Origin of the sequence: Paenibacillus graminis (assembly GCF_000758705.1) — a bacterium.
GTDB classification, from domain to species: domain Bacteria; phylum Bacillota; class Bacilli; order Paenibacillales; family Paenibacillaceae; genus Paenibacillus_AQ; species Paenibacillus_AQ graminis.
The window spans coordinates 4050870-4064148 of the sequence record NZ_CP009287.1 but is presented as its reverse complement, the minus strand read 5'-3'; the positions used below and the strand labels follow the sequence as shown (position 1 = coordinate 4064148).

The 13279-nt window shown below is 52.6% G+C and carries 10 protein-coding genes; 6 read left to right on the top strand and 4 right to left on the bottom strand.

The features are described from left to right. Nucleotides 1–183 precede the first annotated feature (183 nt). From hydG to fdhD, 3 genes are all read right to left on the bottom strand, one after another. Nucleotides 184–1599 (bottom strand): [FeFe] hydrogenase H-cluster radical SAM maturase HydG, encoded by a 1416-nt coding sequence (gene hydG / locus PGRAT_RS17085; RefSeq protein ID WP_025709095.1) that lies wholly within the window; start codon nt 1597–1599, stop codon nt 184–186. A gap of 34 nt (nt 1600–1633) precedes the next feature. Beyond that, nucleotides 1634–2734 (bottom strand): [FeFe] hydrogenase H-cluster radical SAM maturase HydE, encoded by a 1101-nt coding sequence (gene hydE / locus PGRAT_RS17080; protein WP_081759047.1) that lies wholly within the window; start codon nt 2732–2734, stop codon nt 1634–1636. An 87-nt stretch (nt 2735–2821) separates the two neighbouring features. Then, on the bottom strand, nt 2822–3640 hold the full coding sequence (gene fdhD, locus PGRAT_RS17075) for a formate dehydrogenase accessory sulfurtransferase FdhD (protein ID WP_025709097.1): 819 nt from the start codon (nt 3638–3640) through the stop codon (nt 2822–2824). Nucleotides 3641–3876: 236 nt separating this feature from the next. Between fdhD and PGRAT_RS17070 the strand changes: the two genes are divergently transcribed. Then, nucleotides 3877–5166: an L-cysteine desulfidase family protein gene (locus PGRAT_RS17070; protein WP_025709098.1), complete on the top strand. Its 1290-nt coding sequence runs from the start codon at nt 3877–3879 to the stop codon at nt 5164–5166. A 113-nt stretch (nt 5167–5279) separates the two neighbouring features. Here the strand turns inward: PGRAT_RS17070 and PGRAT_RS17065 are convergent, their stop codons facing one another. Continuing rightward, nucleotides 5280–6035, bottom strand: coding sequence for a DeoR/GlpR family DNA-binding transcription regulator (locus tag PGRAT_RS17065; protein WP_025709099.1), 756 nt, complete (start codon nt 6033–6035; stop codon nt 5280–5282). Nucleotides 6036–6397: 362 nt separating this feature from the next. Between PGRAT_RS17065 and PGRAT_RS17060 the strand changes: the two genes are divergently transcribed. From PGRAT_RS17060 to PGRAT_RS17040, 5 genes are all read left to right on the top strand, one after another. Beyond that, nucleotides 6398–7549, top strand: a complete 1152-nt coding sequence (locus tag PGRAT_RS17060; RefSeq protein WP_025709100.1) for an iron-containing alcohol dehydrogenase — start codon at nt 6398–6400, stop codon at nt 7547–7549. A 27-nt stretch (nt 7550–7576) separates the two neighbouring features. Further along, nucleotides 7577–9040, top strand: coding sequence for a rhamnulokinase (gene rhaB, locus PGRAT_RS17055; protein ID WP_025709102.1), 1464 nt, complete (start codon nt 7577–7579; stop codon nt 9038–9040). 160 nt (nt 9041–9200) lie between these two features. After that, nucleotides 9201–10457: an L-rhamnose isomerase gene (gene rhaA / locus PGRAT_RS17050; protein ID WP_025709103.1), complete on the top strand. Its 1257-nt coding sequence runs from the start codon at nt 9201–9203 to the stop codon at nt 10455–10457. Nucleotides 10458–10502: 45 nt separating this feature from the next. Beyond that, nucleotides 10503–11348, top strand: a complete 846-nt coding sequence (rhaD, locus tag PGRAT_RS17045) for a rhamnulose-1-phosphate aldolase (RefSeq protein ID WP_025709104.1) — start codon at nt 10503–10505, stop codon at nt 11346–11348. 178 nt (nt 11349–11526) lie between these two features. Further along, a complete protein-coding gene (locus PGRAT_RS17040) occupies nt 11527–12621 on the top strand; it encodes an NADH:flavin oxidoreductase (protein WP_025709105.1) in 1095 nt (364 codons plus the stop codon). Nucleotides 12622–13279: the final 658 nt, after the last annotated feature.

Sequence of the window (13279 nt, the reverse complement as noted above, 5' to 3'; positions counted from 1 at the left end):
TAACCTTCATTTCTGCACTTTCAAGTTTAAATGGTATAGCACATACCGGGGAACAGCCAACTCCGTGAGAAGAACTTCAGCTCCCCCAGGCAATCCTGCTTAAACGGCTGCACTGCCCATTGTTGGGCGGCGCAGCCGTTTTCTCAATTCCGGTATGTCAGCTCTTCTTCCGGCACATTCACGCTAGAACCGCAAATCCCTCTCCCCCGCATGAATCCGCTGAAGTTGCTCCCGGGTAGCTTTTTTGACGCCTTCCCGCGGAATGCGCTCCAGATTCTCACGGATCGTCTGCTCACCGATGGCACGCATTTCCTCATCGGCATAATCCAGCAGGTACTCCTGGAAGGTCATCAGCGAATTCGGCTGGCAGACATTGTGAATCTGCCCCGATTTGGCCAGCTGCATGAAGCGGTCACCGGTACGGCCTTCCCGGTAGCAGGCTGTGCAGTAGCTGGGCACATACCCGTCCTTGCACAGGCTTTTGATAATTTCCATGGGCGAGCGGTGGTCGCCGACAGTGAACTGCGGAGTATCTTCCTTGTTCTTATTGACACTATAGGCACCGACACCAGTCGCTGAACCTGCGCTGATCTGTGAGATGCCGAGCCTGATGATCTGATCGCGAAATTCAGAATCCTCGCGGGTGGACAGGATCATCCCGGTATAGGGTACAGCCATTCTCAGCACCGCAACGATTCTGGCAAAATCCGCATCGCTGACCAGATGGGGGTAATTGTCCAGATTCACGTTCTCGGCTGCGCGCAAGCGGGGGACAGAGATCGTATGCGGGCCGCAGCCGAAGGCCTGCTCGAGATGCTCAGCATGCTTCAGCATGGCTATGGTCTCATATTTATGGTCATAAAGGCCATACAGAACCCCAATGCCGACATCATCTATGCCGGCGCGCATGGCCCGGTCCATGGCCGTCGTGTGCCAATCGTAATCAGTTTTGGGTCCCTGGGGATGGTAATGCCGGTAGCTGGGCCGGTGATACGTCTCCTGGAAGAGGATATAGGTGCCGATTCCGGCATCCGCCAGTCTCCGGTAATCGTCCTCGGTGGTTGCAGCAATGTTAACGTTAATCCGCCGGATGCTGCCGTTGTCGAGCTTGGTGTCATAGATGGTCTGGATACAGTCAATAATGTAGTCGATGGAGCAGTTGCGGGGATCTTCGCCGGCCTCAAGTACCAGTCTTTTATGTCCAAGCGATTGGAGGACCTTGACCTCTTCGGCAATCTCTTCAGCATTCAGGCGGCTGCGCGCAAACTCCGAATTGGAATGTTTGTATCCGCAGTATACACAATTATTAACACAGTAGTTGCTGACATACAGCGGTGCAAACAGGACGATCCGGTTGCCGTATATCTGTTCCTTAATGCCCCGGGATACCCGGAACAACTGCTCCAGCGTTTCCTTGTCCTCCACATGGAGCAGCACGGCTGCTTCCCGGGAGCTTAAGCCCTTGCAGGCCTTTGCTTTTTCCAGGATGGCTGCTATGATGTGCGGGTCGGCTGCTGCATCCGCGCCATACTGCAAGGCTTCCATAATTTCCTCGTCTTGTATAAAATCCGCCGTCTGGCGTTCATTCACTTTGCTCACTCTTATCCACTTCTTTCTGTGTTTATCTTTAGGATCAGGTGAATCTATGTTCCTGGAGGGAGCGGGAGAGATGCTTTAAGCTGTCGCCCCGTCCCATTTCCACATGGAAGCCGGCGGACTTCACCCGCTGCTCCAGACAGAACCTGCACTGGGCGGATTCGTCGCCTGTACAGATTTTGTTATTGTAGAGCATATATTTGCCGCGTACGGACATTGGGGAAAGATTGGGCATCAAGACATTCGCTCCAGCCTGCAGCGCCAGCTCCCGTCCGTTCGGATGGACTGTGCCCATCGCGGTAGTCGCCGGAATCAGGGCATCCGGCACCATCAGCCGGGCCAGGGCAATCATGTCGAGCGTGTTCTCTACCGTTCCCGGAAGCTCGTCCCTAAGCGGCGTATCCCGGTGCGGCAAAAAAGGCCCGATGCCGATCATATCCGGCTGCAGCTCCTGCAGATACAGCAGATCGTCCGCCAAGTCGGCAGCAGTCTGCCCGGGCAGGCCGACCATGAATCCCGCTCCTACCTGATAGCCGATCCGCTGGAGGGAGCTTAAGCGGTCCCGGCGGTCCGAATACTCCATCGTAGGATGGAGTGCACGGTACAGTGGGGCAGAGGCAGTTTCATGACGCAGCAAAAAACGGTCTGCACCCGCCGCATACAGCCTTGTGTAACACTCATCATCCCGCTCGCCGACCGAAAGGGTCAGCGCAGCATCAGGGTACAGCTGTTTGACCGATGTGATCAACTGCACCAGCTTTTCCGTGGTATACCAGTCGTCTTCACCACTTTGCAGCACAAACGTGCGGTAGCCCAAGGCGTAGCCCTCCCGGCAGCAATCCACAATCTCTTCCGGCTGCAGACGGTAACGGCTTACGGCTTTATTGCCGGAACGCAGGCCGCAGTACAGGCAGTTTTGTTTGCATATATTTGAGAATTCGATCAGTCCGCGCAAGTAAACGGCTGTACCGTAGGCTGTAATTCTTGTCTTATGGGCCAGATCATGCAGCCGCCTTCGGAGATCTCCATCAAGATGGCTGATCAGGTCAGCCAATTCCTGCTGACTCACAGATCCGCCAGACGCTAATTGTTCCAATATCGGGTACGTTGTGCATTCCCCCTTCGGCTGTCCAATCATGATCACTTGACGTTTTACACGGCTTGTAAATATTGTAACAAAAGTAAATTTACAGAACAGTGAGTTTTATGCTTGAAATTGCTTGTTTTATAGTTTCATTTCCAGTGGTCCCAGGTCGCTGATCCGCTCGGGATGCGTATATACATTGCAGGAATTCTGCCGGATGAAACCTACTGCGGTGATCCCCAGCTGCTCTGCCAGTTCAACAGCCAGGCCCGTAGGAGCGGATTTGGATAAAATGATCTCACAGCCGATTTTGGCAGCCTTGAGCAATATCTCCGAAGAAATGCGGCCGCTGAAGGCGATGATCTGGTTGCTGGGATCGATGCCTGTTTTGAGGCAGTGACCGTAAATTTTGTCCAGCGCATTGTGGCGTCCAATGTCCGTGCGGGAGAGCACTACCCCTTCCGTATTGCAGAGTGCGGCGCAGTGTACGCCACCAGTCCGGTGGAACAGCTCTGCGCCGCTAAGCACCTCATCCATGAGGCGGAAGCAATCATCAAAAGTAAGCAGCGTATGAACTCCGGTTTTGCTTTTGGCGGTCCGTGCATCATTGACATAGACGAACCCGTGGCGGCTGGACCCGCAGCAGGAGGTGACATAACGTTTGGCGAAAAGCTGGCGGTGGAGCGGGTTCCAACGGTCTGTAGTTACATGTACAAAGCCTTCTTTTTCCTGCGTCCATAACTGCTGAATATCCTGCATTCCCCGGATAATGCCTTCCGATGCCAAATATCCGACAACCATATCCTCGATATACTCCGGGGTACAAACCAGGGTAATGAATTCTTCGCCGTTAATTTTGACTGTCACCGGGTGCTCCGCCACAATCGTATCCTCTTCCCGGCTGAGCCGGCCGCTGCGGTAGCGGATGATGCTTCCATGCTGTTCCGAATGCTGTTCCATGGGTATCCTCCCAATATGTAAAATTTTAGAGATGTAAAAATAACTTAAAATGTTAAAAATTACTATACTGCTAAACCCTACTACATCACGTTTTCCAAAGCCTGTCAATTTCAGATCTCACAATCCTGGCTGCAGGACCAGATAAGGGGTTCCCTGGAGCTTGCTGCTGATATACTATATAGAAATAAACTTCTGGAACAGAGAGAACAGAGGAAAAAGAGAGTAGGAGAATCCATATGTCGAGCTTATTGGAAATTTTGCATAAGGAAGTAGTTCCGGCTGAAGGATGTACCGAACCGATTGCAGTTGCTTACGCTGTTTCCTTGGCGGCAGAGCTTCTGAAGGAAGAAATCACATTCATCAAGCTCCAGCTCAGCGGCAATATTATTAAAAATGCTATGGGGGTAGGCATTCCCGGTACCGGGCAGACCGGGCTCCCCATTGCGGCAGCGCTCGGTGCGGTAGTAGGCCGTTCCCATAAGGAGCTCGAAATTTTGTCTAACCTGACTCCGGCAGAATTGAAGCAGGCCAATGAGCTGCTTGACCGGGGGCTTCTGGAAGTAGAGCTGAAGGACACTCCCGAGAAATTATATATTGAAGCCCGGGTGTATTCCCCGAACCATACGGCAACTGCCATTATTGCCGGGGAGCATACCCATATAGACTTCCTGGCATTGGACGGGGAAAAGATCACTCCGCCTAAATCCAAAGCAGACTGCGGCAAGCCGGGACTATCGGATTCCGGGGCCTATGCCGGTTCTGTTGACCGGATCTTCGAGTTTATCGATGCGGTTCCATTCCAGGATATAAGCTTTCTTCTGGAAGGCGCCCGAATGAACAAAGCTATATCTGAAGAGGGATTGCGGGGCAATTATGGTCTGCAGGTGGGCAAGAAGATGAGCCAGAAGTCAGCGGTGAATTTGTTCGGGAATGATATAGCCAGCCGGATCATCGCTGCGACGGCAGCGGCCTCCGATGCGCGGATGGACGGGAGCGCAATGCCGGTGATGACTACAGCGGGCAGCGGGAATCAGGGGATCGCCTGCACGCTTCCCGTGATTGCCTTGGCAGAGCTTCTCGGCAAGGACAAGGAAATGCTGGCCCGTGCGCTTGCACTGAGCAATCTCGTCACTGTCCACATCAAGCATTACATCGGGCGTCTCTCGCCGCTTTGCGGTTCTGGAATTGCAGGCGGGGTAGGGGCGAACAGCGGAATTATTTACCTTATGGGAGGCAGCCTGGCACAGATCAAGCATGGAATACAGAATACCATAGCTTCCTTGTCAGGTATGATCTGCGACGGTGCGAAATCAACCTGTGCGCTGAAAATCTCCACCTCCACCAATGCAGCCATCCAGGCAGCCACACTGGCGATGAACGACATTGCGCCTACTACGAAGGACGGTGTTATATTCGAAGAGGTTGAAGATACGATCCGCAACATGGAGCGGCTGGTTCAGGAAGGGCTGGCGGATACCGATACTGCGATTTTAAATATCATGCTTTCCAAAGGCGGAGTGATGTAGGCGGCAAACGAAAGACGAATGTGCCGTTCCTGAACGAAGCCCGTGTATTCAGATGTTCAAAAAAGACCGCCCGGCTCCCTGCACAACAAATGGCAGGGGACCGGGCGGTCTTTTTAATACAATACCTCGATATTTTCTTCAGCCAGCCGTGTCAACCAGGGTTGCGCAGGCCGGCGGTCCGTAATGAGCACGTCGATGCTGCTAAGATCAACCAGCCTGGTGAACGCTGTTTTGTCAAACTTGGTATGGTCGGCGAGAAGCACAACCTTCTGGGCCTGGCGCAGCATATGTTTCTTCAACTCGCATTCCGGCTCGTTAGAATCAGTAATTCCCCGCTCCATATCGATGCCTTTGCAGCTGATGACTGCGGTATCCACGTTGTAGCGCCGGATAGTATCATGGGCGACCGGCCCGACCAGGGATAGTGAACGATGGCGCAGTGAACCGCCGGAGGATATGATATTCATGCCGGAGCTGGCGAACTCATGCAGAATATTAATGGAATTTGTAATGACAGTCAGATTATTTTTGTTGCCCAGCAGCTTTAGAAACTCAAAGGCAGTAGAGCTGGGGTCCACCATCAGTGTATCTCCATCGTTAATCAGATCCAGCGCCTTAAGCGCAATATTGCGTTTCATATCGGTGTTAAGCGCATTGCGCGTCACAAACGGCAAGTCCTCATTGGTATGCCTGTTCAGCATCGCCCCGCCGTAAGTCCGGCTTAGAATGCCGTCCTTCTCCAGCTTTTCCAAATCCCTGCGGATCGTTTCTTCGGTTACCTCGAACATCCGGCTCAGATCGGAGACGAGCACCCTTTTATCCTGATGCACAAGATCTATGATTTTTTTGCGTCTTTCGGCTGCCAGCATATGTATCACCTTTCCGGAGCTATATGGAATAACTATAGACCTAAATATCTGTGTTTTGCAAGAATTATACTAAAACCACAGGTGAACTATAGATGTTTCTTTGCAAAACAGACAATAAACAAATAAAAACAACATAATTTATATTTTATTTGTTGACAACAAAGATTTGTGGGGATACGATGAGGATGTTAATGCTTTGTTTGTAAGCGATACCTTTTTGAGAGGTGCCGGAGCCGGCCGGCTGTTTTGTACTCAGTGGCCAGCCTGAGGCGCCGTAGCCGCATAGAGCTTCCAGCTTGCGAAGAAGAACATTAATGAATGATCCACCATTTTAACAAATTGCCTGGGAGGCTGGTCAATCAATGAGTACTCATGTCTATTATGTTCCGTCCACCAACATTATGGGAAAAGGCTGTCTGAAGGAGATTGGGCCTTACATTCAGGAATTGAAGCTGAAGAAGGCGCTTGTGGTCACCGACAAATTTCTGGTCAAGAGCGGCATAGCCGGCAAACTGCTGGCAGTACTGGATGAAGCGGGAATAGAATATTCTCTCTATGATGAAGTCAAACCGAACCCTACGTGTAAAAATGTCCATGACGGCGTAGCTTTCCTGAATGCGCAGGGCTGCGATTATCTGATCTCCATCGGCGGCGGTTCGCCGCAGGATACAGCGAAGGCCATCGGGATTATCGCCACCAACGGCGGGCATATCAAAGACTATGAAGGCGTGCACAAATCCAAAAATAAATCACTGCCGATAATAGCGGTTAATACAACCGCCGGCACCTCCGCCGAAGTCACTATCAACTACGTCATCACAGATGAAGAACGCAAAGTGAAGATGGTTATGGTTGATAAAAACAGCATCGCCACCATTTCGGTCAATGATCCCGAGCTGATGATCGACAAACCGGCCGCCCTTACCGCGGCTACCGGGATGGATGCGCTGACCCATGCCATCGAAGCCCTGGTTACACCCGGAGCCTATCCGGTAACCGATGCAACCGCGCTGGCTGCGGTGGAGCTGATCTTCGCGAATCTGGCCCGGACGGTAAAGAACGGCCATGATATTGAAGCCCGGGAGCAAATGGTGTATGCCATTTTCCTCGGAGGGCTGGCATTCAACAATGCCGGACTTGGCTACGTGCATGCGATGGCCCATCAGCTTGGCGGCGTATACGATCTGCCGCATGGTGTATGCAATGCGATGCTGCTGCCTTACGTGGAAGAAGAAAATGCGAAGCATGTGCCGGAGAAATTCAGAAGCATTGCCAAGGCCATTGGACTCCAGATTGAAGGGAAAAGCGATAAGGAATGTGCTGAATTCGTGATTGAATCGATCAAAGCACTTTCCAAGGAAGTGGGCATTCCGTCCAAATTGTCTGAGCTTGGTGTAAATGAGGTCGATCTTGACCTGCTCGCAGAGAACTCGATGAAGGACGCTTGCGCACCCGGCAATCCGTTCATTCCAACCAAAGAAGAAGTGATTGCCCTGTTCCTCAAAATTCTCTAGAACAACCTTTAAGTAAGGAGAGCTTCTATGAACAAACATATCGCCGCCGATATCGGCGCCTCCAGCGGCCGCCTGCTGCTTGGAACGCTCAAGGAAGGGGAGCTCAGCCTTGAGGAAATCCACCGTTTCAGCAACGGCTTCAAGGAGCGCGAGGGCTCCTGCTTCTGGGATATTGATTATTTATTTGAGCAGATTATCGTTGGACTCCAGAAAGCCAAAGCACTGGGCATCTCGGAGTGTACGCTAGGCATCGATACCTGGGCGGTGGATTATGTGCTCCTGGATGCGGATGGAAGCCGCATCCAGGAGGTGTATGCTTACCGTGACCGCCGTACGGTGGGTGTCATGGAGGAAGTGGCTGCCATCCTTTCACCTGAAACAGTGTATGCCAAAACAGGGATTCAGCAATTAACCTTTAATACCTTATATCAATTATATGCCCATGACCGCAAAGAACTGGCCGAAGCGGATCAAATTCTGCTGGTGCCTGATTATCTCTACTATAGATTAGGCGGGCGGAAGATCAATGAGGCTACAAATGCCTCTACTACGCAACTGCTGAATTTGCAGACGGGTGATTTCGACTCCGAGCTGCTGTCGCTTCTCCATTTGCGCAGAGAGCAGTTTGCCCCGCTGACGGCTCCGGGTGAGAGTCTTGGATTTATCCAGGAGTCACTTGTCCGTCAGTATGATCTGCCCCGCTGCCAGCTGATTTGCGCTGCTACGCATGACACCGCCTCTGCGGTGCTTGGTGTACCCGTGCAAAAGGGCCGGTCTGCAGCTTACGTCAGCAGCGGCACCTGGTCGCTGCTGGGTGTGGAGCTTGACTACCCGATCAACAATCCGCAGGCGATGGCGGCGAATTACACCAACGAATGGGGAGCCTTCGGCACCTACCGGTTCCTCAAAAACATCATGGGACTCTGGCTGATCCAGGAAGTGCGCAGGCTGGACGGAGAACGCTACAGCTTCGCTGAGCTGGCCCGGCTGGCCGGAGAAGCTGAAGCCTTCCGCAGTCTGATCCCGTGCAACGCCCCGCGTTTCCTCAATCCGGACAACATGATTGAGGAAATCCGCTCCGCTTGTGCGGAGAGCGGCCAGCCTGTCCCGGTAACACCGGGACAACTCGCCCGCTGTATATTTGACAGCTTGGCCATGTCCTACCGGAGTTATCTGCAGGAGCTGGAGGAGCTTACGGGAACAGCGGTGGAGGTGCTGCAAATCGTCGGCGGCGGGGCGAATAACGCGCTGCTGTGCCAGTTGACTGCTGATGTTATCGGCAGAGAGGTGCTGGCCGGCCCCACGGAATCAACAGCACTGGGAAATCTCGCGGTTCAGCTGATTCATGTAGGTTCTGTTGCCAATATAGCCGAAGCCAGAGCGATCATCGGAAATTCTTTTCCCATTATCTCTTATACCCCGCGTCCTGTTCCGCAGCTGGAAGCGCTGCTGGACCGCTGGGGGGCTCTACATGTCCCGGTAATTCATTAGGAAGCAGATCCGTAAACGAAGCAAAACTTACGAATGGAGTGTTGAACGTAGTGTTATCAGGGAGCAGCTGCCACGAAACGATGAGGATGCTTTCGGGGCGGGATTTGAATCCAGGCCAGTCAAGGGGCAGATGCCCGCAAAACTTTAAGGAGGTTGCAGCATGGATCAGAGCATCATCAATAGTTATAACGAGGCAAAGAAATTATATGCAGCCCATGGAATCCAGGTGGATGAAGTTTTGGAGAAGCTGGCACAGATCAAAATTTCGCTGCACTGCTGGCAGGGCGATGACGTTAAAGGGTTTCTTTTTAAAGATAAAGAGCTGAGCGGAGGGATTGCAGTAACCGGCAGCTATTCTGGGCGTGCGGGTACGCCGGATGAGCTGCGCAAGGATTTGGAGAAGGCCTTGTCGCTGATTCCGGGCAAACACAAGGTGAATCTGCATGCCATCTATGCCGACACGGAAGAGCAGGTGGATTTGGATAAGCTTGAGCCGCGTCATTTTGCGCCATGGGTAGAGTGGGCCAAGGGACAGGGGCTGGGTTTGGATTTCAATCCGACCTGTTTCTCTCATCCCAAAGCGGCAGACGGATTCACCTTAAGCCATGCTGACAAGGAGATCCGCAGCTTCTGGATTCAGCACTGCAAGGCTTCGCGCCGGATTGCTGAATATTTTGGCCGCGAGCTGGGGCAGCCCTGCGTGACGAATTTCTGGGTGCCGGACGGCTATAAGGATACCCCGGTAGACCGGCTGGCTCCGCGCATGCGCCTGAAGGAATCGCTGGATGAAGTGTTCAGTGAGGAGATTGATCCGAAGTTCAACATTGATGCGGTAGAGAGCAAGCTGTTCGGGATTGGTTCAGAGAGTTATGTTGTGGGATCTCATGAATTCTATATGGGCTACGGGCTGACCCGGGGCAAGGCAATCTGCCTCGATGCCGGGCATTTTCATCCGACCGAAGTCATTTCCAATAAACTGTCTTCTATTCTGATGTTCAGTGAACAACTGCTGCTGCATGTCAGCAGACCGGTCCGCTGGGACAGCGACCATGTCGTCACCATGGATGACGAGCTGCTCGAAATCGCCCGCGAGCTTGTCCGTGGAGATTTGCTGGGCCGCACGAATATCGGCCTGGACTTTTTTGACGGCAGCATCAATCACATCGCCGCCTGGGTCATCGGCACACGCAACACCATCAAGGCACTGCTGCGGGCCATGCTGGAGCCGGTGGCAGAGCTGAAGGCGGTTGAGCTGGCTGGAGATTATACCTCCCGTCTGGCCCTGGCCGAAGAATTCAAGTCCTATCCGTTCGGTGCGGTCTGGGATTATTACTGTGCCTCGCAGAATACACCTGTCCGCGAGCAGTGGCTGGCTGAAGTGAAGCGCTATGAGCAGGAAGTGCTGTCTGCAAGATAAGGGCGGATATGATTGAACGCCATGCATATAAAGGAGAGAACACATATGAGCGCATCCGTAATTGAATCCAAAGGTTATATCGCAAGCGTGGAAGCCCCGTTTATCCGCGAGATGTCGGAAATCACCCACCACATGTGGTCACTGGGCTGGGATGAGCTGAACGGCGGCAATGTGAGCTGCTTGCTGGATGAGGAGGAGGTAGCCCGGTATATCAACATCCGGGAGCCGCAGCGGACGATTAAACTGACGTTTCCGGTTCAGGAGCTGGCCGGCAAATATTTCATTGTCACAGGTTCGGGCAAATACTTCCGCAATGTGATCAAAGATCCGGAAGCGAATCTCGGTGTTCTGCGTGTCAGCGGCAGCGGGGAGAGCGTGGAAGTGCTGTGGGGTCTCCGGAGCGGCGCAGTGCCGACGAGCGAGCTGCCTTCGCATTTCATGAGCCACATTGAGCGGTTGAAGGTAGATCCGTCACACCGCATTGTGCTGCATACCCATGCTACGAATGTCATCGCCATGACATTCACCCATGATCTGGATGAGCTGAAATTCACCAAAACCCTGTGGGAAATGTGCACGGAATGTCTGGTCGTCTTCCCGGACGGTGTCAGTGTCATTCCTTGGATGGTTCCGGGCAGCAGTGAAATCGGTAGGGCGACTGCCGACAAAATGAAAGATTACCGTGTAGTGATCTGGCCGCAGCATGGCATTTTTGTCACCGGGGCAACGATGGACGCAACTTTTGGCCTGGTGGAAACGATTGAAAAAGCGGCAATGGTCTACAACCTGATCGGCGGCAGGGAAATCAAGCAGAAGATCACAGACCGGCAGCTGGCCGATTTGGCCGCGGCATTCCGCGTAACGCCAAAAGCAGGGATTCTGGAAGTATAGAATCCTTATTTAGAGCAAAATACAGGTTACATTGGATTCAAGCGCCGGGATAAGCAGGTAACTGCTGCATCCCGGTTTTTGCTGTGGATAAATTTGGAAGAACATATTTGCTTTTGCCCGTTACAAAAGTCATAATATGCTTACTTAAAGTAATTATATTGTGAAATGGAGGCTGGATATGAATACCGATAAATTGTTTGCCCCTTTTCAGGCAGGAAGCCTGACACTAGCCAACCGTATCGTGATGGCCCCTATGACCCGTGTGTTTTCGCCCAATGGCGTACCGGGTGAGGATGTTGCTGCTTATTACCGCCGCCGTGCCGAAGGTGGAGTTGGATTGATTGTTACGGAAGGGACAGCAATTAACCATCCGTCTGCCGTCAGCCACCAGAATATCCCGAATATCCACGGTGAAGCTTCTCTGAAGGGTTGGGCAAAAGTGGTGGAAGAGGTTCATGCTGCCGGGGGCAAAATCGTTCCACAGCTCTGGCATGTCGGCATGGCCCGTACGGTTGGCGAGCTGCCGAATGTGGACGCGCTGCCGATCGGTCCTTCCGGGCTGAACCTGGCCGGTGAGAAGATTACAGAACCGATGACCAAGCAGGAAATCGACGGGATTGTCGCTGCTTTTGCGCAGGCAGCCGCGGATGCCAAGGCTGTGGGCTTTGACGGCATTGAGCTGCACGGGGCGCATGGATATCTGATCGATCAATTTTTCTGGGAGAAAACCAATAAGCGCACCGATGAGTACGGCGGCGACTTGGAGGCACGGACAACGTTTGCCGTTGAAATCATCGATGCCTGCCGCCGTGCGGTGGGGCCGGATTTCCCGATCATTCTCCGTTTCTCGCAGTGGAAAGCCGGGGACTATACGGCCAAGCTGGCACAGACGCCGGAAGAACTGGCCCGGTTCCTGACTCCGCTAAGCAATGCAGGTGTGGATATTTTCCACTGCTCTACGCGCCGTTTCTGGCTGCCGGAATTCGAAGGCTCCGAGCTGAATCTGGCCGGATGGACGAAGAAAATCACCGGCAAACCCACGATTACCGTGGGTTCTGTAGGACTGAACAGTGAATTCGGTTCCGCAGTAACAGAGCAAAATGAAGAAGACAATCTGGACCGGCTGATGGAAAAGCTGGAGAACGCAGAGTTCGATCTTGTAGCTGTTGGCAGAGCACTCATTAGTGATCCTGCATGGCCAGCCAAGGTGCAGAGCGGAAGAAAAGACGAAATTATTGCTTTTACTCCCGAAGCGACGAGAACACTTAATTAATCACACAAGCAGGAAGGCAGCTTTTGCCTTGGAAACCGCTCCGAACAGGGCGGTTTTTTGAATTCCTTAGGAAACTATACAACGGCTAAAAGTGTGGACATTTTGGGAGATTCGGATGATATAAGCGGTGAAGGAGGTTAGGGCTTCTCAGCGGAGTGGCGGTGGGGAATAGGGAAATAGGGGAATAGGAGTATAGGGAAATAAGGAATAGGATAAAAGCGTCCATTAGAGGAACCTCAGTCTGTTTGTCCTGCGGAAGGACGGAATGGGCGACCCCTGTCAAATAACGTTTTCCAGTCCACATTAGCGGCAGTTGGGTCATGAAGGGGAGCCCATCGTGTCCGGAAGAACTCCCGCGAAGTTGCACCGTCATCAACGGATGCTCTAATCTTGCTATGTGGGCGAGCGTACCGCAGTCCGGTTTGTCCAGTAACAACGGCCTTGATTTGACCAGAAGTGGGCGCCTGAATGAAAAGAGGTAAAAATACCTCACATTTGACCAAGTGGCCTGCCTGCAGCGAAATCAGAGGTAAAAATACCTCACCTTTGACCAAGAGGCCCGCCTACAGTGAAATCAGAGGTAAAAATACCTCACATTTGACCAAGTGGCCTGCCTGCAGCGAAATCAGAGGTAAAAATACCTCACCTTTGACCAAGA